The sequence below is a fragment of the Bradyrhizobium sp. GW821-FHT13H06 genome (assembly GCF_058803975.1).
The window spans coordinates 800,957-823,468 of record NZ_JBXAPN010000001.1; the positions used below are offsets into that span (position 1 = coordinate 800,957).

A 22,512-nucleotide genomic window follows, 5' to 3' on the forward strand; every position below is an offset into this window, starting at 1 on the left:
CACCTTGGCCTGTCCGATTTAAGTTCGCCCCACTCCGTAGGCCGATCCCGTCAGGCTGAACAGCGCATCAATGATTGCTGCGGTTCGCGCTGCGAAAACTCTTGATCTCCGAGACGCTGCCGTCGCGATAGGTCAGCTCCACCGAGACGGACTGCGTGCTTGGCGCGAGCTTCATGTAGAGCGGCATGCCGGCGGTGACCGCGCTGGGATCGCGCATGTCGCAAGGCGGCATCTTCAGCACCTGGTTGGGCACGGCGGTGTCGATGCCGATGCGCACCTCGCGGATGGCGCAGCGGTAGGACACGAGATGCGTGTAGTAGACCAGGAGCCCGTTGAATTCGCGGAACGACAGCCAGCTCGTCGAGGTCATGTCGAGGATCTTGCGCTGGTCGCGGATCAAAGCGGCCTCGGGATCGAACCTGATCGGGAACGGTCCCTGCATCTCGCCGGACTGATCGACATAGCGGACTTCGATGGTACCGGCCTGCGCATCAGGCGGCAGTTCGATCGACGGGTTCGGCATCCGCTTGCGCGTGCGCGGATCGAGCGTGTCGATGAATCCGGTCTCGCGGAAATCGCTCTTGCCGGCGATGCGCCAGGAAATGCCGAGCGTCGGGTCGGCGAAGGAGAACGTAACGCTCCAGCCGCCATTGTGCCGCGAGAAGCTCGCGATCGGCGCGTTGATGGTCTCCTCCTTCGGCATCTGTGGCACCGACACCGGCGGCAGTGCCGCAAGCTTCTGCGGCGGCGGATCGGCCGGGCGCGCGGCCGCATCCTTCGCCATGCCGCTGAGGAAGACGTCGTCGACCATCTGGTCGAAATAGACCGGCACCTGCCTGTGCTTGACCGTGTCGGCCATCTCGCTGACGGCACGGCGCGTGCGTTGCGCCACCTGGACGAGGTTCTCGCCGGGCTGGAGCAACTCCTTGGCGAATGTGCGCGTGAACACCGAATTCGGATTGGTGTCGTCGTTGGACAGACGATCGAGCGCGGTCTGACGAGGTCCTGCCGAGAACACCGAGAACACGCCTTCGGGCAGCTGCGTCATCGGCGCGAGCCCGCCGCCACCGGCGACCGCACGGGTGCCCTTGCGCTCGAACGGGTTGTTGCGGCAGGCGTCGAACACCAGGATCGAAGTCCGCGCCTTCTTGTTCTGAAGGCGCTCGACGATGCGGTCGGCCAGGATCGAGGCGTCGCGCACCAGCTCTTCCTGACCTTCCGTCGCCGACGGCACGTCGGTCGGCAGCAGATAGTTCTGGCCGGCGATCTCGAAGCCGTGGCCCGCGTAGAAAAAGAACGCCGTGTCGCCGGGCTCGATGGCCTTGTCGAAGGCAAGCAGCGTCTCCGAGAATTGCTGCCTGCTCTGGTTCTCAGCGACCATCACCGAGAAGCCGAGCTGCTTCAGCGTGTCGCCCATGGTGCGGGCGTCGTTGACGGCCTTGAGCAGCTTCGGGACGTTCTTGTAGTCGTTGTTGCCGACGACGAGCGCGACGCGCTTCTCGGCATGGGCGGGCGCTGCGAAGCCGCTCAGGCTCGCTGCGAGGCCAAGGGCCGCCAGAATTCCGAAAAGCCGACGCGTCATCGCAAAATTTCCCTGCAGAACGGCCCTACGCCGGTTTCTTCGAACAGCAGTTCACGGGATCCCCTGCCGCTGTGTGATAGTCGGCCGAGACGCAACGACGGTTCAAGGGGCCCGGGCCACGATTCCACGATCTGGCTATGGCAGATTGCGTTGGAATCTGGTTCTTCTTGGACGATTTCGCCGGAAGTGAGGGGCAGCCGTGTTTCACTGGTGTACGGACGAGGTGGAGCCGCACGACCGCTTCGAGTATTGGCGCGAGGTGCGCGCCAAGGGATTGTTCGGCGTTACCGCCGAGCTTGAGCGCGAGCGGCGAACGAACTTCTTCGGCGAGTTCTCGCTGCGCCAGGTTGGCGGGGCCGGCCTCGTCGAGCTGAAGGCCTCAACCTACGCGGTCGAGCGCAGCGCGTCCGACATCGCCAACGCCCCGGGTGACGCAATCTGCGTCTACCAGCAGCTCGGCAGCGGCGGCTGGTTCGGCGGCATGCGCGCAAGCGACTTTTCGATCGCCAACGGCAGCTTCGCCACCAGCCATACCGACCTGCCTTACCGCACCGCGCCCCAGGGCGCCGGGGGTTTTCACCTGCGGATCCTGAAGATTCCCGTGAGCAGCATCCCGACGCAGGACAAGCGCATGCGCGAGCTCGCGCCCCGGACGTTCAACGATCCGACCCTGGCGCCCCTGCTCGCTGCCTGCTTTGCCGATCTCGGCGAGGCCGCCGCGGATGATGCTGCCGCCGCGGATGCGTCCCCTCTCGTCCAGACGTCCCTGGTTCAAGCTTTGGCCCATCTGGCGCTGATCGAGCGCGGCATCGTGCGGCCCGGCAGCCGGCGCGGCCAGGCCGCGCTGCGAACGGCCCGCCTCTCGCAGGCCCGCCGCCTGATCGCACGCCACCTGCAGGACCCAAACCTGGCGCCGACCATGGTGGCCGATCTGCTCGGCGTGTCCGTGCGTCACCTGCACATGCTGTTCGAGACAGCCGAGAAGAGCTTCTCGCAGACCGTGACCGACGAGCGCCTGAAAGAGAGCCGCCGCCTGATGCGCGAGGCGCCGGAGCGGCTGATCGCCGACATCGCGGCCTCCTGCGGCTTCGAGAGCCTGGCGACCTATTACCGGGTCTTCAACGCCGCCTATGGCATCGCGCCCGGCGACTTCCGGGCCAGGGGTTCGGATGGCCCTTAGCCCGTCGTTTGGCGATTGCCGCCGGACCGCGGGCGGAGCTGAAAATCCCAGCAGCGCCCGCGATTTGGGCAAAAACCTCAGGTTTTTTAGGGCCTTCCCGCGCCTGCTCCATTGACTTTGGCCAATTCCCCCCTATGTTCCAGTGCGACGCGGCTCAGATCGACGAGCGATTCCTGAGCCTTGCGCTTTGTTCGCGTGAGTCAGCACCCCCAGCTTCTTCGAGAGCGCGCCGTTTCGGGGTGGAACGCGACAGCCTTATTACCCTCGATTCCGAACGGCGGTTTCGACCAGAGGCTCAATGTCCTTTTCAAATCTCGGACTATCCGAAAAAGTCCTCGCCGCAGTGGCGGCCACCGGTTACACCAATCCCACCCCCATCCAGGAACAGGCGATCCCTCACGTCCTCGCACGCAAGGACGTGCTCGGCATCGCCCAGACCGGCACCGGCAAGACCGCGGCCTTCGTGCTGCCGATGCTCACCATCCTCGAGAAGGGCCGAGCCCGGGCGCGCATGCCGCGCACCCTGATCCTCGAGCCGACCCGCGAGCTTGCGGCCCAGGTGAAGGAAAACTTCGACCGCTACGGCGCCGGCCAGAAACTCAACGTCGCCCTCCTGATCGGCGGCGTCTCCTTCGGCGATCAGGATGCCAAGCTGATGCGCGGCGTCGACGTGCTGATCGCAACCCCCGGCCGCCTGCTCGACCACACCGAGCGCGGCGGCCTGCTGCTCACCGGCGTCGAGCTGCTCGTCATCGACGAGGCCGACCGCATGCTGGATATGGGCTTCATTCCCGACATCGAGCGCGTCTGCAAGCTCGTCCCGTTCACGCGGCAGACCCTGTTCTTCACCGCGACCATGCCGCCGGAAATCCGGCGCATCACCGAAGCCTTCCTGCACAATCCGCAGAAGATCGAGGTCTCCAGGCCCGCCACCACCGCCGTCACCGTCACGCAGGCCCAGGTGCCTGCCGGACGCGAGGCGCACGAGAAGCGCGAGCTGCTTCGCCGCCTGCTGCGGGAGGCCAAGGACCTCAAGAACGCGATCATCTTCTGCAATCGCAAGCGCGAGGTCGCCATCGTTCACAAGTCGCTTCAGAAACACGGCTTCAGCGTCGGCGCGCTGCACGGCGACATGGACCAGTCGGCCCGCACGGCGGCACTCGAACAATTCCGAAAGGGTGAGCTGCCGCTGCTCGTCGCCTCCGACGTTGCCGCCCGCGGCCTCGATATTCCCGAGGTCAGCCACGTCTTCAATTTCGACGTTCCCCATCACGCCGACGACTACGTTCATCGCATCGGCCGCACCGGCCGCGCCGGCCGCACCGGCACCGCGATCTCGATCGTGACACCACTCGACCAGAAGTCGATGGTGGCGATCGAAAAGCTGATCGGCCAGAGCATTCCGCGCGCCGAAGGCGATTACGAAGTCTCGGCCGAGGCATCCGATGCGAGCGAGCGTCCGCGCGAGCAGCGCGGCCGTGAACGTTCACGCGGCGGCCGCGGCAAGCCGCAGCGCGGCCGCGACCGTGAGCGCAGCCACGAGCCGCGCGACGCGCGAGGCGAGGCAAGGCATGCTGCCGAATCGAGGCCTCCTTCGGAGCCGCGACAGCCCGCCGAATCACGGCATCGGTCCGACGACAAGCGTCGGGCGGAGCCGCGTCACGAGGCGCGCCAGCAGGCCAACATCTCGCATGTCCCCTCGATCGGCCGCCCCGAACCGCGCCGCCAGCGCGAAGTCGACACCGAGCCGGGCGATCACTCGCATCTGCCGGCGTTTCTGCTGCGGCCGGTACGTTCGCCCGCCGGCGCCTGAAGCGCAACGCGCTCCAGATTCCGGTTGAGCAAACCCGCGGCACACTCTATTAGACGCCTTCGTGAACGTATATTTACGGGGCGTTCACGATCGTCCGTTAGCCTACGAACATAATTTAAGCATTGCTGCGGTCGGGGGCGCGCCGGCCGCTGTGGGGTATGTTCCGTGATCAAGGTGCTCGATGAACACGAACGCACGATGGCGTTCGCCGAGGTGGCGCTCGGTCAGATCCGATCGCTTCGGCAGACGGCAATTCCCCGCAATTACGAGATCTGGTACGTCTACGCCACCGGCTACAACGCGCCGCTCAACAAGATCATCAACGAGACGCTGGCGCGCAGCGGCAAGCTGACCGAAGCCGATCTCGAGCAGATCTACGAGACCTATCTCTCCCACATCAAGACCACCGATCGCATCGACAAGGTCGGCGCGCGCGTCATCGGCGAGATCGATGACGTGATGAAGGTCCTGGGCGACGCGCTCGGCATGACCAGCGCCTACGACGCCAGCCTGTCGGGCGCGACCGAGAAACTGTCGTCGGCCAAGAGCCGCGACCAGCTCAAGACGATCGTCGAGGCCCTGCTGCGCTCGACCAGCGAGATGCGCGAGACCAACAAGGCGCTGGAAGACCGGCTCACGCTGTCGAAGAACGAGATCAGCAATCTCCAGCAGAGCCTGGAAGCGATCCGCGCCGAGAGCCTGACCGATCCCCTCACCGGCCTCGGCAACCGCAAATATTTCGACCGCATGATCGGCATGGCCGTGCAGAACGCGCTCGCCTCGGGCGAGCCGCTGTCGCTGCTGCTGTTCGACATCGATCACTTCAAGTCGTTCAACGATTCCTACGGCCATCTCACCGGCGACCAGGTGCTGCGACTCGTCGGCCTTTCGATGAAGCAGACCATCAAGGGCCAGGATATCACCGCACGCTATGGCGGCGAGGAATTCGCGGTCGTGCTGCCCAACACCGCGCTGCGTCAGGCTCTCACGGTGGCCGACCACATCCGTCGCGCCGTGATGGCGAAGGAATTGAAGAAGAAATCGACCGGCGAGATCCTCGGCCGCGTCACCATCTCCGTCGGCGTCTCCATGCTCAAGGAGGGCGACGACACCGACGCGCTGATCGAGCGTGCGGATGCCTGCCTCTACGCCGCCAAGCGCAATGGCCGCAACCGCGTGATCTGCGAAGCCGATCCGGAATACGCGGCCGAGACGCACAGCCGCGTGGCATAGGTTTTCGCCGGGCTCCTGTGGGCGGGGGGCGCATAGGCGCAAGCCATGCCCAGCATCTCTATCCTGAACGGCGAGCACGCTTTGCTTTGCCCACGCTGCGAACGGCCTTCTTGGCTGTCTTCTTGGCCGGCCGCTTCTTCGCAACAGGCTTCTTCGGCTCCACTTTCTTTGCCGCCGCCTTCTTCGCCTTAGGCCGCTTCTTCACCTTGGCGCGTTGGGCCGCGGCGAGGGCCGCCCTCGCCCATTGTGCAAGCTCTGCGGAATCGTCGAACAGGCGTGCGGGCAGTTCCCAGTAGGAGTTGACCACCACGGTCTTGGCGCGAGTCGAATACTGGAACGGCTTTGAGCCTTCGGCCTCGAAGTCCGGAATGGTCGTTTCGTCAGCGCGGAAGAACAGGCCGGCGCGGAGGGACAACGCGAAATTGACGCCGTCGGCGGAGATGCCGTAGCCGGAGAACATCTTGCGGATGGTGACAGGGCCGAAATCGGCGAACAGGTCGATCAGGAATTCGCGGTCCATGGAGGCTTCCCTGCGCGAGCAAGCGAACCCTCATAGCACCCCCGTCATTGCGAGCGAAGCGAAGCAATCCAGACTGCCCTCGCGGGGACAGTCTGGACCTCGCAATGACGATCGGATCTAGCCGTCGATCTTAGCCGGACGCAGCTCGACCGATTCGCCGCAGCCGCAGGCGGAGACCTGGTTGGGATTGTTGAAGACGAACTGGGCCTGCATCTTGTCGGCCCTGTAGTCCATCTCGGTGCCGAGCAGGAACAGCACGGCCTTGGGATCGACCAGTATCTTGACGCCCTTGTCCTCGACGACCTCGTCGGTCGGCCGGATCTCGTGGGCGTATTCGACCGTGTAGGACTGACCGGCACAGCCGCCATTCTTCACGCCGACGCGCAGGCCCACGATCTCGGAATCGGCACGCTGGGTCAGCTCGCTGATGCGCTGGGCGGCGGCATCGGTCAGCCGCATCACCTGCGGGCGCGGCCGCCGTGGCTTCGGGGTGGATGCTGGTGTCGAGCCTGACGAAATTTGGGTCATATCAGTGATGTGGTCCGTTGCGGCGCGAATTCAATGCCGGTGGTGGCGTCACCACATGTTGAGCACGAGACGCGCCTCGTCGCTCATGCGTTCCGGCGACCACGGCGGCTCCCAGACGACCTTGACGTCGACCACGCCGACGCCAGGGACGCTGGCGACCGCGTTCTCGACCATGGTCGGTAGTTCGCCGGCGGCCGGACAGTTCGGCGTCGTCAGCGTCATCTGCACGTCGACCGAGCGGTCGTCCTTGATCTCGACCTTGTAGATCAGGCCGAGCTCGTAGATGTCGGCAGGAATCTCCGGATCGAAGACGGTCTTGAGCCCGGCGATGATCTCGCGGGTCAGCCGCTCGGTCTCCTCCGGCGGCAGCGCCGACCGTGTTTCCATCGGATTGGCTTTGATTTCGGCCGTATCACTCATGCGAACAAATCCCGCGCTTTCAGCAGCGCCTGTGCCAGATGATCGACTTCTTCCCGCGTATTATACATGCCGAACGAGGCCCGGCACGTCGCGGTCACGTTGAACCGCTCTAAAAGCGGCATCACGCAATGGGTACCGGCGCGCACCGCGATGCCCTGGCGGTCGATCACGGTGGCGACGTCATGGGCATGCGCGCCCTTGAGCTCGAAGGAGATCACCGGGCCCTTGCCCCGCGCCGTGCCGATCAGCCGCAGCGAATTGATCTCGCGCAGCTTCTCCTGGGCATAGTTGGTGAGATCGTGCTCGTGCGCGGCGATGCGCTCCTTGCCGATCGAATTGACATAGTCGATGGCGGCGCCAAGGCCGACAGCCTCGACGATGGGCGGGGTGCCGGCTTCGAACTTGTGGGGCGGGTCGCCGTAGGTGACGATGTCGCGCGAGACCTCGCGGATCATCTCGCCGCCGCCATTGTAGGGGCGCATCGCGACGAGGTGGTCGTACTTGGCCCAGAGCACGCCGATGCCGGTCGGCCCGTACACCTTGTGGCCGGTGAAGACGTAGAAGTCGCAGCCGATATCCTGGACGTCGACCGGCAGATGCACCGCGCCCTGGCTGCCGTCGACGAGCACGGGAATGCCGCGGGCATGGGCGATCTTGACGACGTCCTTGACCGGCACGATGGTGCCGAGCGCGTTCGACATCTGCGTGATCGCGACCAGCTTGGTCTTCGGCGTCAGCAGCTTCTCGAACTCGTCGATGAGGAAATTGCCCTCGTCGTCGACCGGCGCCCACTTGATCACGGCACCCTGGCGCTCCCTGAGGAAATGCCAGGGCACGATGTTGGAGTGGTGCTCCATGATCGAGATGACGATCTCATCGCCCTCTTTGATATTCGGCCCACCCCACGAGGACGCGACCAGGTTGATCGCCTCGGTCGCGTTGCGGGTGAAGATCACTTCTTCGGTGCGCGGCGCGTTGATGAACTGCGCGACCTTGGTACGGCCACCCTCATAGGCTTCGGTCGCGGCATTGGCGAGGTAGTGCAGGCCGCGATGCACGTTGGCGTATTCGCTCGTATAGGCCTGCGTCATGCGATCGAGCACCGACTGCGGCTTCTGAGCCGAGGCGGCGTTGTCGAGATAGACCAGCTTCTTGCCGTAGACCTGCAAAGCGAGCGCCGGGAAATCCTGGCGCACGCGCGCGACGTCATAGGCGCCGTTCTTGACTGCCGGATGGGTGCTCATGATCGCCGCTCCAGCCAGCGCTCGGCCATGCCGATCACATGCTCGCGCAAACCATCGTCGGCGATCTGCTCGATCGCCTCGCCCACGAAGGCCTGGATCAGCAGCGCCTGGGCCTGCTTCTCCGGCAGGCCGCGGGCCTTCAGATAGAACAACAAGGTGTCATCCAGCGCGCCGGCGGTGGCGCCGTGGCCGCAGGAGACGTCGTCGGCGAAGATCTCGAGCTCGGGCTTGTTGTCCGCCTCGGCTTCGTCCGAGAGCAGCAGCGCGCGCGTCATCATCTTGCCGTCGGTCTTCTGCGCGTCGGGACGGACGATGATGCGGCCCTGGAACACCGAATGGGCGCGATCGTCGATCACGGCGCGGAAGATCTCGCGGCTGACGCAGTTCGGCACGGCATGGTCGACCACCAGCGTGGTGTCGCCGTGCTCAGTCTTCTGCAACAGGTTCACGCCGTTGATGGAGAGCTCGCTGCCCTCGCCCGCCAGCGTGATGAAGCCCTGAAAGCGGCTGACCGCGGCGCCGCTGGTCATGTTGAAGAAATTGAGCTTGGTGTTGGCACCCACGGTGACGAATTGCGAGGTGATGTTCACCGCATCGGGCGCATCGTCCATCAGACGGATATGGGCGACGTCGGCGTCGTCGCCTATCCAGATGACGACCGCATCGTTGACCTGGTAGGCGCCCGCCTGCCCGGCTCCGACAAAGGATTCGATGATGGTGGCACGGGCGCGGTTGCCGACTTTCACATGCGAGCGGGTATACGTCGACGCGCCCCCGGCGGTGGCCACGTGAACGATCTGGATGGGTGCCGAGACCTCGACGCCTTCGCCAATCGACAGCAGCACGCCGTCGGTCGCCATCGCGGCGTTCAACGAGATCACCGCGTCAGTCGTGATGGTGCGCAGCAGGTCAGCGGCCACCGGATTTGCTTCGTTGTTCAGCACCTCGGACAGGGTCTTGAGGTCGACTTCGGAGCCCAGCGCGGCGACGTCGGAAAGATCTGGCGCGAATACGCCGTCGACCAGCACCAGCTTGCGGGCGCCCGCGATCGCATGCGCCTTCACAGCGTCTGCGGCCCGCTTCAGCGCGGCCGCATCGGGGCTAGCTGCCAGCGGCAACACCTTGCCCACCAGCGCGCGCAGGTCGGTGTATTTCCATTCCTCGATCCGGCGATGCGGCAGGCCGAGACGCTCATAGGTCTCGAATGCCTCGCGGCGCACTGCGGTGACCGCGGGCGCCCCGGGCAACCGGCCTTCCGCGCTGGCGAAGAGATCGCTCACCGCGCGGCCGCCTCCGGTCTTTGCCACAGCAACATTCATCTTCAACAATCCTTACGCGGCCTCGAACTGGGCGTAACCGGACGCCTCCAGCTCCAGCGCCAACTCCTTGCCGCCACTCTTCACGACGCGGCCTCTCGACATCACGTGCACGACGTCGGGCACGATGTAGTTGAGCAGCCGCTGATAGTGGGTGATCACGACCATCGCGCGCTTCGGCGAGCGCAGCGCATTGACGCCGTCGGCCGCAATGCGCAGCGCGTCGATGTCGAGGCCGGAATCCATCTCATCGAGGATGCACAGGCTCGGCTCGAACAGCGCCATCTGGAGTACCTCGTTGCGCTTCTTCTCGCCGCCGGAGAAGCCGACATTGACGCCGCGCTTGAGCATGTCCTGCGGGATGTTCAGCGACTTCGAGACTTCACGGACCTTCTTCAGGAAATCAGGCGTGGAATACTCGCTCTCGCCGCGTGCCTTGCGCTGCGCGTTGAGCGCGGTGCGCAGAAACGTCATTGTGGCGACGCCGGGAATCTCGACCGGATACTGAAACGCCAGGAACACGCCCTTCGCGGCGCGCTCGTCCGGCGCCATCTCCAGGAGGTCCTCGCCCTTGAACAGGATCTGGCCGTCGGTGACCTCATAACCGGGCTTGCCGGCGATGACGTGCGAGAGTGTCGACTTGCCGGAGCCGTTCGGCCCCATGATCGCGTGCACCTCGCCCTCGTTCACGGTCAGCGTCAGCCCGTGGAGGATCTCACGCTCCTCGACACGAACCTTGAGGTCTTTCACTTCAAGCAAAGCCATAATGTTTTTCCATCTATCCCCTCATCCTGAGGAGCGCCAAAGGCGCGTCTCGGAGGATTGAGGCCACTATTCTTTCCGAAATCCATCCTTCGAGACGGCCGCTGACGCGGCCTCCTCAGGATGAGGCCGGAGCTAGCCGACCGACCCTTCGAGCGAGATCGAGATCAGCTTCTGCGCCTCTACCGCGAACTCCATCGGCAGCTGCTGCAGCACGTCCTTGACGAAGCCGTTGACCACGAGGCCGACGGCCTCTTCCTGGCTGAGCCCGCGCTGGATGCAGTAAAACAGCACGTCCTCGGAGATCTTGGACGTCGTCGCCTCGTGCTCGAACGTCGCCGACGAGTTCTTCGCCTCGATATAGGGCACAGTGTGCGCGCCGCATTTGTCGCCGATCAGCAGCGAATCGCAGGCCGTGAAGTTGCGCGCGCCGGTCGCCTTGCGGTGCGCCGTGACGAGGCCGCGATAGGTGTTCTGCGACTTGCCGGCGGCGATGCCCTTGGAGATGATCCGGCTCGTCGTGTTCTTGCCGAGATGGATCATCTTGGTGCCGCTATCGACCTGCTGATAGCCGTTCGAGATCGCGATCGAGTAGAACTCGCCGCGCGAATTGTCGCCGCGCAGGATGCAGCTCGGATATTTCCAGGTGATCGCAGACCCGGTCTCGACCTGGGTCCAGGAGATCTTGGAATTGTTGCCGCGGCAGTCGCCACGCTTGGTGACGAAATTGTAGATGCCGCCCTTGCCTTCCGAATTGCCCGGATACCAGTTCTGCACCGTCGAATATTTGATCTCGGCATCGTCATGCGCGACGAGCTCAACCACGGCCGCATGCAGCTGGTTCTCGTCGCGCTGCGGCGCGGTGCAGCCTTCGAGATAGGAGACGTAGGCGCCCTTGTCGGCGATGATCAGGGTGCGCTCGAACTGGCCGGTGTTGCGCTCGTTGATGCGGAAATAGGTCGACAGCTCCATCGGGCAGCGCACGCCGGGCGGCACGTAGACGAACGAGCCGTCGGAGAACACCGCCGAGTTCAGCGTCGCGTAGAAATTGTCCGAGGTCGGAACCACCGAGCCCAGATATTTCTGCACCAGTTCAGGATGCTCGCGGATCGCCTCCGAGATCGGCATGAAGATCACGCCGGCCTTCTTCAGCTCCGCCTTGAACGTGGTTGCAACCGAGACGGAGTCGAAGACGGCATCGACCGCGATCTTGCGGCGGGCCGGATCCTCTTCGCCGGGCTTGGGCTCGACGCCCTCAAGCATGGCGACTTCCCGCAAGGGGATGCCGAGCTTCTCGTAGGTCTTGAGGATCTCCGGATCGATCTCGTCGAGCGAGGAGACCGTCTTCTTCGGCTTCGGCGCCGCGTAATAATAGAGGTCCTGGAAGTCGATCTTGGGATAATCGACGCGGGCCCAGGTCGGCTCCGTCATGGTCAGCCAGCGCCGATAGGCTTCCAGCCGCCACTGGAGCATCCAGGCGGGCTCGTTCTTCTTCTCGGAGATGAACTTGACGGTTTCTTCCGACAGACCCTTGGGGGCCTTGTCGGACTCGATCAGGGTCTCAAACCCATAACGATACTGGTCGACGTCGATGCGCTTCACGCGCTCGACCGTCTCTTGTACGGCTGGCATTCCATCCTCCGCTCGCGGTTTCAAGGACCGCGGTGGATCAAACTCGGTCGAGTATTACGATATTTCTCTGCGGAAAGCACGGGCTTAGAACCGTTCGAGCCGTGTTTCGTCGCTTAGCCCTTAAGTAGGGTATTACCAAGCTTTCGCCAAGCCTCTAACGCCCTGTTGATGTCATCTGGCTCCGTGGACCAGCCCAGACTGAGGCGCACCGCTCCCTGGGCGACCGCGGGGTCGTAGCCCATGGCAGACAGGACGTGGGACGGCTGGACCTTGCCGGAGGAGCAGGCGGAGCCGGAGGAGACCGCGATGCCCTCCAGGTCGAAGCCGATCACGGCGGTTTCGGCCTTCAGGCCCGGCGCGGTGAAGAGCACGGTATTGGGTATCCGCTCCGCGTCATCCGCAAAGACCGTCGCTCCGGCAACGCCGCGAAGGCCATTTTCCAAGCGATCTCTGAGAGTTGCCATTCGCTTCACATCCTCCGGCAGAGCCTGAAGCGCGGCTTTCACCGCCGCCCCGAAGCCGGCAATCCCCGCGATATTCTCGGTTCCGGCCCGACGGTTGAGCTCCTGCCCGCCGCCGCGCAGCACCGGCTCCAGGCCGACTATCCCCTCGGTCATCACCAATGCGCCGACCCCCTTGGGGCCGCCGATCTTGTGCGCAGAAAAGGTGGCAAGATCTGCGCCTACCTTATTGATATTGAAATGGATTTTACCCAGCGCCTGGATTGCATCGACGTGCAAGAGGCCGCCGGCCCCGTGGACGATGCTTGCGGCCTCAGCGACGGGCTGGAGCGCGCCGGTCTCGTTATTGGCGGCCATGATTGAAACCAGAGCTGGCGGGCCGTCCTCGAGCTGGACCCTCAGATCCTCGAGGTCGACCACGCCAGAGCGCGTGACACGGATCAGGCCGATCCTGTCCGCCGGGAACCGGCCGCCGGCCAGCACCGAAGCATGCTCAACCGCCGAAACCAGCAGCCGCTCGACGGGGCCGCCCGAGGGCCCCCGCAGACCCGGCGAGAGCGCCAGCGCATTGGCCTCGGTTCCAGCTGAGGTGAAGATGACGTTCCGCGGCAGCGCGCCGACCGCGGCCGCGAGCGCGGCGCGCGCCTCCTCGACCAGCCGTCGCGCCTCGCGCCCTTCGGCATGGACGGATGACGGATTGCCGACGAGGTCATAGGCCGCAACCATCGCCGCCCGCGCCTCGGGGCGCAGCGGCGTGGTCGCGTTCCAGTCGAGATAGACACGTGTCGGCATCTCGCCCTCTTAGCACCTTTTACCGGCGGGCCAACCGGACGGAGCGTATCAGACCAGCTGGTGCTGCTCCGTCCTGAGAACCGTCCGCGGCACCGCCCGCAATCCGAACAGCGGCCGCAGGCAGGCGATGCGTCGGACGATTTCATAGGTCGTCACACATGTGAGTGCGGTCCCAATGATGACGATGAACGCCTCCATCCCGGCTGGCATACCGGTGTCATGCAGTTGATGCGCGATCACGATGATCGCGGTCTGATGCACGATGTAGTACGGGAAGATCGCGTCGGTCAGATAGCGACGCACGGGGCCGTCGGCTGTGAAGTAGCGCCGCGCAAAGCCCAGCACGGCTGCAATCGCGAGCCATTGGTAGCCACCATAGGCCGAGGCGGCGGCCCACTTCAGCGCCGGCGATGGCGCAAACAGACCGGCGCGAACCAGGATGAAGGCCGAGAAGCAGACGGCCGCAGCCACCAATGCCACCCAGCGCCGGGCCTCGACATTGCGCCAGATCCCTTCCTGCTTCGCCATGAGAAAACCGATCAGGAAGGCCGTGGCGTGGTCCGCGTGGTTGTACCAGTCACCGAACAACGCATGCGTCGACGGGAAGGCCGGGAACAGCACCAGACGCCAGGCTACAAACAGCAGGCACGGCACGATCAGGAGCGATGGCCCGGCGAGCAAGACGGCCAGCTTGCGGCCAAGCCAGTCGGCGCCGGCCGGCCAAAGCGTGAGCACGCCCAGCAAGGCCATCGTGTAGACCCACAGATAGACCACGAACCAGAGATGGTTCCAGGTCGGCAACACGATGCAGGGGTTCGGACAGAACTGCGCCCCGAAGGCAAAATAGTGCCGGGCGTAGAAATCGAAAAAGCCCGCGGAATAGCCGAGGCTCTCGACGATCTGGAGGTAGGACTGCGGCGGCACGATGATGAGCATGCCGAAGATCAGCGGGATCAAGAGCCGCGCCGTCCGTGCACCGGCCATCAAGGCGAGACTCGCCTTGTCCAGCATGAAGCGCGTGGCAACCCCGGACACCAGAAACAGCAGCGACAGCCGCCAGGGGTTGAGGAACAGCATCACCGGTTCCAGCAAGGTGAGGCGGTGCACGCTCTTGATGTGAAATCCCCAGGACACGTAGAGCATGCCGACGTGGTAGAAGATCAGCAGCCCAAAGGCTAAAATCCGCACCCAGTCCAGATCGATGCGCCTGTCAGAGCTTTGGAATTGCTGTGGTGTTGTCATGGTATTCTGCTCCTTGACGGGACGACGAACGCGGTTTCCGGGCCATGGCTGCTGACACCGAAAATGCTCCACCGGCGGCGCGCGTCGAGCCGGTTTGGGATCAGAATCGGACGCGGGGGGACGAGCCGCCCGCGGCCGGGACGAGTCGCGGGCTTTTTGGGATCAGCGGCGGCGACCGGATGATGTTCGCCGCGATTGCGGCGGTTGCGCTCGCGACCGGAATCGTCAACGCGTTTTCGGGCGCTCAGGACGCCGCCTGGCGCGGCGACCGCTACGACATCGGCCGGCGGCTGTTCTGGGAGATGTCGAGCATTGCCGTCATCCTGCTGCTGCTGCCGATCCTGGTGCTGGCGGTCCGCCGCATGCGCCAGACGCGCGGCCTTGCCGCCCGCGCAGCAATCGGGGCGATCACCCTGCTCGGCTTTTCGGCGCTCCACATCAGCGGCATGGTCTGGGTGCGGAAGCTTGCGCTCTGGCTCGCCGGAGGAGCCTACGATTTCCGTTTCTCGCTTGCGACGGTCCTTTACGAATTCCGCAAGGATGCCGTGGCGGTCGTCCTGATCGCCGGCACGATCTGGTTGCTCGAAAGCCGCCGCGAGCTGAAGAGCGCCGCAGCCGCGCCGCCGACACCACCGCCCCCCCAACAGGCTTCATCGCCGGATGTGATTTGGCTGCGCGACGGAACGAGCCGCCTTCGCGTGGTGCCGCACGACATCCTCTGGGTCGCGTCCGCCGGCAACTACATCGAATACAGCCTCGCCGACGGCACCCAGCACCTGATCCGGGGTACGCTGGCGGCCGCGGAAAGCGAGCTGGCGCGTTTTTCCATCGTCCGCGTTCATCGGACCAGGCTTGCCAATCTCGACCGGGTGCGCGGCGTGGACCTCAAGCCATCAGGAGATTTCGAGCTCGCCTTCGACAACGGCCAGTCGCTCGGGGGCAGCCGACGTTACCGGCCGGCGGTCGCCGCGCTCGGAAGCCGAACCGCCCCGGCGGGAATCACCACCGCCGATCGACCGGCGAAACAGTCGTGATTCCAATTGGTTGAGCGCCGCCCTCCGGCAGAGCGGCCGGCTCCTGCCGTTCTCCCGTTGAACTCGGGCAGGTCCCGATCAGGGGCGGCAGGCCGAAGATGACGCTGCCATGACTGACTAAGCTCTTGAGCCCATTGAGAGATGTCGAAGAAGCTTGCTTTTTGACCCTTGCCTCGTGTTAGAACGCGCGCGTCAGTTCACCTGCGCGCCACTCGCGCATCATCCGAGGGCGCGCCTCTCCACCCTCATTCGTGCTCCCGTCGGCCGCAACGCTGATGGAGCCACAGTCGGTTGATTGCGCAGGGATCACCTCCAAGGGACTCAATCAGAGACATCCATGCCTGAAGTTATTTTTACCGGCCCTGCGGGCCGTCTCGAAGGCCGCTATCACCCGGCCAAGCAGAAGAACGCGCCGATCGCGATGATCCTGCATCCGCATCCGCAGTTCCACGGCACGATGAACCATCAGATCGTGTACCAGTGCTACTACGCCTTCGCGCATCGCGGCTTCTCGGTGCTGCGCTTCAATTTCCGCGGCGTCGGCCGCAGCCAGGGCTCGTTCGACCACGGCACCGGCGAACTGTCGGATGCAGCCGCCGCACTCGACTGGGCGCAGACCATCAATCCCGAAGCGCGCGCCTGCTGGGTCGCCGGCTTCTCCTTCGGCGCCTGGATCGGCATGCAGCTCCTGATGCGCCGTCCCGAGGTCGAGGGCTTCATCTCGATCGCGCCGCCCGCGAACCTCTACGACTTCTCGTTCCTCGCGCCCTGCCCGTCGTCGGGCCTGATCGTGCATGGCGAGAAAGACGCGGTGGTGCCGCCCAAGGACGTCAACACGCTGGTCGAGAAGCTGAAGACGCAGAAGGGCATCGTGATCGACCAGCAGATCATCCCCGGCGCCAACCATTTCTTCGACGCCAAGCTCGAGCCGTTGATGGAGACCATCACGGCCTATCTCGACATGCGTCTGGCAAACGTCCGCTAAGCCAGCTTGAGCGCGACGATCCCCGTCAAGACGAGCGCGATGCCCGCAAGCTTCATCGCGCTCAAGGACTCGCCGAACAGCACCACGCCCATGAGGAAGGTGCCGGCGGCGCCAATGCCGGTCCAAACCGAATAGGCGACGCCGACCTCGAGCACCTTCAGCGCGCGTCCGAGCAGGAACACGAAGGCGGCGAGCAGCACGAGCGACGCAATGCTCCAGCCCGGCCGCGTGTAGCCTTCCGCATATTTCATCGTGATCGCCCAGCCGACGTCGAGCAGGCCGGCGAGCACGAGCATGGCCCAAGCCAACGACGGCGACATGGCGCGCGCTCAGGCCGCAAGCTTGAGCAGATGCGCGTCGTGCCGCACGAGGAAGGCGCGCAGCAATTGCGGATAGTCCGCGCCGACGGCGCTGCGCACACTCGGACGTTTCGCGAGCTCGGCGCGCCACGCACGGATCTTCGGCACATCGCGGAAGATGCCATGCTCAGTCAATTCGTCGAACAGATCGAAGTAGCGGAAGATCGGCGCGAACACGGCGTCGACGAGACTGAACGGGTCGCCGGCAAAGAAGGGACCAGTGCCGAGCGCGGCCTCGACGCGCGCAAACTTCGCGACGAGCGCCTGACGCTTGTTCTCGAAGGTCGCCGGATCGGTCGTGGTTTCCAGGCCCCAGAGGTCGCCAAGGATCGCCGAGCCGAACTCCATCCAGGCGCGGTGTTCGGCACGCTTCAACGCATCCGCCGGATGCAGCTTCGCGCCGCCTTGCGTCTCCTCGATGTACTCGCAGATCACGTTGCTCTCGAACAGCGCGACCTCGCCCTGCTCCGTCGTCACCACCAGCACCGGCACCTTGCCGAGCGGCGACAGCTTCAAGAACCAGTCCGGCTTGCTGGCGAGATCGATGTCGATCCGCTCGAACGGCACGCCCTTCTCTGTCAGCGCGATCACGGCGCGCTGCACGTAGGGACAAAGCTTGTGGCTGATCAGTTTCAACGAAGCGGTCATGGCAGCGATCCCGGCGGTTCAATGCAACTGCATTCACTATAGATGCGCTTGCATGAACTCGTCAAGATCAATGCATCTGCATTGATCGGCCGCGATCTCAGGGCCGCGCCATGACCCCGCCCGTCATCGGCATGGGTACGCCTGTGGTCGCTGGATAAGACAATGGCAGGCCCTTCAAACCGCGCACAGCGAGGAAACCGAAGGCCTGCGCCTCGATGGCATCAGAGGCCCAGCCGAGCGTATCGGCGGCCTCGACGGTCGCCGAGCCCACCCGCTCCCGCAGCATCCGCAGCATGGTCAGGTTGCGGGCACCGCCGCCGCAGACGATCCAGCTCCGCGGCCGCCGCGGCAACAGCGAAATGATGCGGGCGATCGCCGCCGCGGTGAAGGCAGTCAGTGTCGCGGCACCGTCGGCCGGCGCGACGTCGCCGAGCTTCAGGGCGGCAAAATCGTTGCGGTCGAGCGATTTCGGCGGCGGCAGCGCAAAGAACGGCAGCTCCAGCGCCCGCGCAATCCAGGCTTCATCCACCTTGCCGAGCGCTGCGAATTTGCCTTCCGCATCGAACGCCTGGTTCATGGTGCGGTACATGAAATCGTCCAGCAGCGCATTGCCCGGCCCCGTGTCGCAGGCAATCAACGCCTCGCCGTCAATATAGGTAACGTTGGAAACGCCGCCGATATTGACCACGACGATCGGCCCCTCGCGCTGCAGCGATTGGACCAGCGCCCGGTGGTAGACCGGCACGAAAGGCGCACCCTGCCCGCCGGCCTCGACGTCGGCCGCGCGGAAATCATACATGACGGGAATATGGATCGCCCTGGCCAGTGCCGGCCCATCGCCGATCTGCACCGTCAGCCGCTTCTCGGGCCGGTGCAGCACGGTCTGGCCATGGAAGCCGACGATGTCGATATCCTCCGGCCTCATGCGATTCTGGGCGAGGAAGGCAGTGACCGCCTCGGCATGGGCCCGCGCCACCGCACGCTCGGCATCGGCCAGAATGCCCGGGCGGGCGTCGCGTTGCGAAAGATGCACGGCCTCGCTCAGCGCCTGGCGCAGCAGGTTGCGCTCGGCCGGGCCGTAGGCCCGGTAGCCGGTCGGCCCGAACGCCTTCACCTGTTTTCCGTCGGTTTCGATCAGCGCGACATCCACCCCATCCAGCGAGGTGCCGCTCATCAGACCGAGTGCCGTCAACATCATGGATCAGCGTCCTCAAGAGACCCGCCCTGGCCTGCCGATCTTGTGCCAGAGGGACACATCTTATAATGCCAACGCGCCAGGTGGCGGGCGGTCATCGGGTTCCCGCGGAAGACCCTTAAATTGCCCCCAAAACAGTAAACCAAGAATTGTCAGGCACGCCGACAGATGACTGCATTTAAATCGGATTTCCTCAATATCCTGCAGGAACGAGGATTCATCCACCAGTGCTCCGATTTCGAGGGGCTGGATGCGCTCGCCGCCAAGGGCGAGGCCATCGCCTATGTCGGCTACGATTGCACCGCCCGCTCGCTGCACATCGGCAACTACCTGACCATGATGATGCTGCACTGGCTCCAGCAGTCCGGCAACAAGCCGATCACGCTGATGGGCGGCGGCACCACCATGGTGGGGGACCCCTCCGGCAAGGACGAGACGCGCGCGATGCGCACCGTCGCCGAGATCGAGGCCAACAAGGAATCGATCCGCGGCGTGTTCGCAAAGGTGCTGCGTTATGGCGAGGGCAAGAGCGACGCCATCATGCTCGACAATGCGGAGTGGCTGACCAGGCTGAACTGGATCGAGATGCTGCGCGACGTCGGCCGGCACTTCTCAGTCAACCGCATGCTGACCATGGACTCCGTGCGGCTGCGTCTCGAGCGCGAGCAGGAGATGAGCTTCATCGAATTCAACTACATGGTCTGCCAGGCCTACGACTTCGTCGAGCTGGCCAAGCGCACCGGTTGCCGCCTCCAGATGGGCGGCTCGGACCAGTGGGGCAACATCATCATGGGCGTCGATCTCGGCCGCCGCATGGGCACCCACCAGCTGTTCGCGCTGACGACGCCGCTGCTGACGACAGCGTCGGGCGCCAAGATGGGCAAGACCGCGCAAGGCGCGGTGTGGCTCAATGCCGACCAGTTCTCGCCCTATGATTTCTGGCAGTACTGGCGCAACACCGAAGACGCCGACGTCGGCAAGTTCCTGAAGCTGTTCACGACGCTGCCGATCGCCGAGATCAAGAAGCTCGAAGCGCTTGGCGGCTCGGAGATCAACGAGGCCAAGAAGGTGCTCGCCACCGAAGCGACCGCGCTGCTGCACGGCCGCGATGCCGCAAACGAAGCGGCCGAAACCGCGCGACGCACCTTTGAAGAAGGCGCCCTCGCCGAGAGCCTGCCGACCGTGGAAATTCCGCGCGGCGAACTCGACGCCGGCTTCGGCGTGCTCGCCGCCTTCGTCAAGGCGGGCCTCGTTGCCTCCAACGGCGAGGCACGGCGGCAGATCAAAGGTGGCGGCCTGCGTGTGAACGACGCGCCCGTCACCGACGAGAAGATGGCGCTCTCTGCGGCCAATCTGACGCCGGAAGGCGTGATCAAGCTGTCCTTCGGCAAGAAGAAGCACATCCTGATCAAGCCTGCATAGGCGTATGAGCTTTTCGCTGCTTGTCAGGGTGCGCGGATGCGCGCTCCCTGACGGCAATGGACCAGAACACGCCCAGGGAAACGCGCAAGGAACAAGCCGGCAGCACCAAGCGCGAGGCGGTGCGCACCGCCCTCGTGGTGCTCTGCCTTTGTTTTACCCTGGCTGTTCTGGGCCGCGGGCTCAGCGAGAGCTTCACCGTTTTCTTGAAGCCGATCTCCGAGAACTTCGGCTGGGACCGCGCGCAGGTCGTCTCGATCTATTCTCTGACCTGGCTGATCAGCGGACTGACCGCACCGCTGGTCGGGCGCCTGTTCGATCATGCTGGCCCGCGCATGGTCTATGCGCTCGGGCTGTTCTTGCTCGGCTCAGCCTTCCTGATTGCAAGCCGGGCCCAAGCGCTGTGGCAGTTCCAGCTCTCGATCGGCATCTGCGTCGGTATCGGCGTTGCCTTCATCGGCAACGTGCCGAGCTCGATCCTGCTCGGCCGCTGGTTCGGATCACGGCTGCCGACCGCCATGGCGGTGGTCTATTCGGCGATGGGCGGCGGCGTGCTGGCGCTGCTGCCGGCCTCGCAGCTTCTGATCGATCATCTCGGCTGGCGCGAGACCTACCAGGTCTATGGCCTTGCCGCGCTCGCGCTGCTGGTGCCGCTGCTGCTCCTGCCCTGGCGGATGTTTTCGGCCGGCTCGCCGCATATCGCCAAGAGAAGCGACCCTGATTTCATCGACAACGGCTGGACATTGGCGAGCGCGATGCGCCACCATGCCTTCTGGGCGCTGTCCTCGACCTTCTTCTTCACCGCGGTCGGCATGTATGCGATCGCCGCGCAGATCGTCGCTTATCTGATCGACGCCGGCTTCCCGCCGCTCCAGGCTGCGACCGCCTGGGGCTTCTCTGGCGTCGTGCTGGTGTTCGGCATGCTCGGCGTCTCCGCGCTCGACGTACTGATCGGACGCCGGCCGTCGGTGCTGCTCAGCTACGCGATCTCGATCCTCGGCATCGTTCTGCTCTGGCTGCTGCAGTACTATCCGAACGTCATCCTGCTCACCGGTTTCGTCGTCTGCTTCGGCAGCATGATGGGCTCCCGCGGGCCGCTGATCACCGCCACCGCGATGAAGATCTTTCGCGGCAAGCGCGTCGGCACCATCTTCGGCACGATCTCGATCGGCAGCGGCTTGGGCTCGGCCTTCGGCTCATGGAGCGGCGGTCTGATTCACGACGCAACGCACGGCTACAATCTCCTGCTGGTCTTCGCACTTGCGAGCGTCATCCTCGGAATGATTCCATTCCTGGTCGTCCCCGCCTTGCGGGAGTAGGTCTCCCCGACGTAACCTGCATCCCTTGGCGTCACCGGGATATTACCTACGAGCCTGAGGCGAACACGCAAAAAAAGCGGATCGCGCGCGGCTGAAATGCCGGGCCTGCGGTGTTTTGTCCGACATGACAAAAATGTCAGCGCGGAATTGATCGTAGGTGGCTTGCGAGACGAAACTGAATACGGTCCAAGTCGCAGCATTGGATGGAGGGCAAACCAATGGACTTTCCTTATCTCACTCGCTTTCAACCGGTTCTGCTGAGCCTGTTTCGCTTCGTCACCGGCCTGTTGCTGTTCCAGTACGGCGTCGCCAAGCTGTTCAAGTTTCCGGTGCTTCCCTACTTCGCCAACATTCCGCCGCTGATCTGGACGGCCGGCGCGATCGAGCTCGTGCTCGGCGCGCTCCTGATCCTCGGCCTGTTCACGCGGCTCACCGCGTTCATCCTCTCGGGTGAAATGGCGTTCGCCTACTTCATGGGCCACATGTTCAAGGGCGAGACGCCGGTGTTCCTGCCGCTGCTGAACGGCGGCACCGCCGCGATCCTGTTCTGCTTCGCCTGTCTCTATCTCTCGGCGGCCGGCGGCGGCTCGGTGAGCGTCGATGCTGCGATGGGCAAGGAGAGCGACGCAGGCGGCGCCTATGCGCGGCGCTGACGCGCTTCGCCGGTTAACCTGAAAGTAAGACGGCACCGGCGGATCTGCCGGTGCCGGTCAGCGCGTCCCCAGCACGTTCCAGATGAGAACGAGGACCGCCACGAGCAGCACGGACATGATGATTCGGTGACCGAACCGATTCATGAGCGCTCCTGCGAGGCACGCTGACCGCCAA

General features: G+C 64.5%; 21 protein-coding genes. 8 read left to right on the forward strand and 13 right to left on the reverse strand.

All coding sequences use genetic code 11. The features are described 5' to 3' along the window. Nucleotides 1–67: 67 nt before the first annotated feature. Nucleotides 68–1,582 carry a caspase family protein gene (locus AC1RQP_RS03820; protein ID WP_492935982.1) on the reverse strand — a complete coding sequence of 505 codons (1,515 nt, stop codon included), beginning with the start codon at nucleotides 1,580–1,582 and terminating at the stop codon, nucleotides 68–70. A 199-nt stretch (nucleotides 1,583–1,781) separates the two neighbouring features. On the opposite strand from AC1RQP_RS03820, the gene AC1RQP_RS03825 reads away from it, so the two are divergent. From AC1RQP_RS03825 to AC1RQP_RS03835, 3 genes are all read left to right on the forward strand, one after another. Next, nucleotides 1,782–2,762 carry a helix-turn-helix domain-containing protein gene (locus AC1RQP_RS03825; protein WP_492935983.1) on the forward strand — a complete coding sequence of 327 codons (981 nt, stop codon included), beginning with the start codon at nucleotides 1,782–1,784 and terminating at the stop codon, nucleotides 2,760–2,762. Nucleotides 2,763–3,060: 298 nt separating this feature from the next. Beyond that, nucleotides 3,061–4,575 carry a DEAD/DEAH box helicase gene (locus tag AC1RQP_RS03830; RefSeq protein ID WP_061880366.1) on the forward strand — a complete coding sequence of 505 codons (1,515 nt, stop codon included), beginning with the start codon at nucleotides 3,061–3,063 and terminating at the stop codon, nucleotides 4,573–4,575. Nucleotides 4,576–4,740: 165 nt separating this feature from the next. Next, a complete protein-coding gene (locus AC1RQP_RS03835) occupies nucleotides 4,741–5,808 on the forward strand; it encodes a GGDEF domain-containing protein (protein ID WP_239623425.1) in 1,068 nt (355 codons plus the stop codon). 58 nt (nucleotides 5,809–5,866) lie between these two features. Here AC1RQP_RS03835 and AC1RQP_RS03840 read toward each other — a convergent pair whose 3' ends face one another. From AC1RQP_RS03840 to AC1RQP_RS03880, 9 genes are all read right to left on the reverse strand, one after another. Beyond that, nucleotides 5,867–6,328 (reverse strand): TfoX/Sxy family protein, encoded by a 462-nt coding sequence (locus AC1RQP_RS03840; RefSeq protein ID WP_492935984.1) that lies wholly within the window; start codon nucleotides 6,326–6,328, stop codon nucleotides 5,867–5,869. 117 nt (nucleotides 6,329–6,445) lie between these two features. Beyond that, a complete protein-coding gene (locus AC1RQP_RS03845) occupies nucleotides 6,446–6,856 on the reverse strand; it encodes a HesB/IscA family protein (protein ID WP_239623423.1) in 411 nt (136 codons plus the stop codon). Between the two features lie 48 nt (nucleotides 6,857–6,904). Beyond that, on the reverse strand, nucleotides 6,905–7,276 hold the full coding sequence (locus AC1RQP_RS03850; protein ID WP_239623422.1) for an SUF system Fe-S cluster assembly protein: 372 nt from the start codon (nucleotides 7,274–7,276) through the stop codon (nucleotides 6,905–6,907). After that, entirely contained in the window at nucleotides 7,273–8,520 is a 1,248-nt protein-coding gene (locus AC1RQP_RS03855) for a cysteine desulfurase (RefSeq protein WP_492935985.1), read from the reverse strand. Before AC1RQP_RS03855 ends, AC1RQP_RS03850 begins: the two co-directional genes overlap by 4 nt. Further along, nucleotides 8,517–9,839, reverse strand: coding sequence for a Fe-S cluster assembly protein SufD (sufD, locus tag AC1RQP_RS03860; RefSeq protein WP_492935986.1), 1,323 nt, complete (start codon nucleotides 9,837–9,839; stop codon nucleotides 8,517–8,519). Before sufD ends, AC1RQP_RS03855 begins: the two co-directional genes overlap by 4 nt. Nucleotides 9,840–9,851: 12 nt before the next feature. Then, nucleotides 9,852–10,601: a Fe-S cluster assembly ATPase SufC gene (gene sufC, locus AC1RQP_RS03865; protein WP_239623419.1), complete on the reverse strand. Its 750-nt coding sequence runs from the start codon at nucleotides 10,599–10,601 to the stop codon at nucleotides 9,852–9,854. A 132-nt stretch (nucleotides 10,602–10,733) separates the two neighbouring features. After that, a complete protein-coding gene (sufB, locus tag AC1RQP_RS03870) occupies nucleotides 10,734–12,230 on the reverse strand; it encodes a Fe-S cluster assembly protein SufB (protein WP_492935987.1) in 1,497 nt (498 codons plus the stop codon). A gap of 113 nt (nucleotides 12,231–12,343) precedes the next feature. After that, complete coding sequence (locus AC1RQP_RS03875; RefSeq protein WP_492935988.1) at nucleotides 12,344–13,483, reverse strand: cysteine desulfurase family protein; 1,140 nt, start codon at nucleotides 13,481–13,483, stop codon at nucleotides 12,344–12,346. Nucleotides 13,484–13,531: 48 nt separating this feature from the next. Continuing rightward, nucleotides 13,532–14,725, reverse strand: a complete 1,194-nt coding sequence (locus tag AC1RQP_RS03880; protein ID WP_492935989.1) for an acyltransferase family protein — start codon at nucleotides 14,723–14,725, stop codon at nucleotides 13,532–13,534. Between the two features lie 179 nt (nucleotides 14,726–14,904). On the opposite strand from AC1RQP_RS03880, the gene AC1RQP_RS03885 reads away from it, so the two are divergent. Further along, a complete protein-coding gene (locus tag AC1RQP_RS03885; protein WP_492935990.1) occupies nucleotides 14,905–15,759 on the forward strand; it encodes a LytTR family DNA-binding domain-containing protein in 855 nt (284 codons plus the stop codon). Nucleotides 15,760–16,096: 337 nt separating this feature from the next. After that, nucleotides 16,097–16,744 carry an alpha/beta hydrolase gene (locus AC1RQP_RS03890; RefSeq protein WP_024337874.1) on the forward strand — a complete coding sequence of 216 codons (648 nt, stop codon included), beginning with the start codon at nucleotides 16,097–16,099 and terminating at the stop codon, nucleotides 16,742–16,744. Here the strand turns inward: AC1RQP_RS03890 and AC1RQP_RS03895 are convergent. From AC1RQP_RS03895 to AC1RQP_RS03905, 3 genes are all read right to left on the reverse strand, one after another. Continuing rightward, nucleotides 16,741–17,064 (reverse strand): DMT family transporter, encoded by a 324-nt coding sequence (locus AC1RQP_RS03895; RefSeq protein ID WP_492935991.1) that lies wholly within the window; start codon nucleotides 17,062–17,064, stop codon nucleotides 16,741–16,743. The two genes, AC1RQP_RS03890 and AC1RQP_RS03895, sit on opposite strands and share 4 nt — an antisense overlap. A 9-nt stretch (nucleotides 17,065–17,073) precedes the next feature. Then, nucleotides 17,074–17,751 carry a glutathione S-transferase family protein gene (locus tag AC1RQP_RS03900; RefSeq protein ID WP_492935992.1) on the reverse strand — a complete coding sequence of 226 codons (678 nt, stop codon included), beginning with the start codon at nucleotides 17,749–17,751 and terminating at the stop codon, nucleotides 17,074–17,076. Nucleotides 17,752–17,848: 97 nt separating this feature from the next. After that, nucleotides 17,849–18,949: an anhydro-N-acetylmuramic acid kinase gene (locus AC1RQP_RS03905; protein WP_492935993.1), complete on the reverse strand. Its 1,101-nt coding sequence runs from the start codon at nucleotides 18,947–18,949 to the stop codon at nucleotides 17,849–17,851. A 165-nt stretch (nucleotides 18,950–19,114) separates the two neighbouring features. Here AC1RQP_RS03905 and tyrS point away from each other — a divergent pair, with 165 nt between their 5' ends. From tyrS to AC1RQP_RS03920, 3 genes are all read left to right on the forward strand, one after another. Then, nucleotides 19,115–20,368 carry a tyrosine--tRNA ligase gene (gene tyrS / locus AC1RQP_RS03910; protein ID WP_239623412.1) on the forward strand — a complete coding sequence of 418 codons (1,254 nt, stop codon included), beginning with the start codon at nucleotides 19,115–19,117 and terminating at the stop codon, nucleotides 20,366–20,368. A gap of 56 nt (nucleotides 20,369–20,424) precedes the next feature. After that, on the forward strand, nucleotides 20,425–21,684 hold the full coding sequence (locus AC1RQP_RS03915) for an MFS transporter (RefSeq protein ID WP_492935994.1): 1,260 nt from the start codon (nucleotides 20,425–20,427) through the stop codon (nucleotides 21,682–21,684). Nucleotides 21,685–21,902: 218 nt separating this feature from the next. Further along, on the forward strand, nucleotides 21,903–22,337 hold the full coding sequence (locus AC1RQP_RS03920) for a DoxX family protein (RefSeq protein ID WP_492935995.1): 435 nt from the start codon (nucleotides 21,903–21,905) through the stop codon (nucleotides 22,335–22,337). The last annotated feature ends 175 nt before the right edge of the window (nucleotides 22,338–22,512 follow it).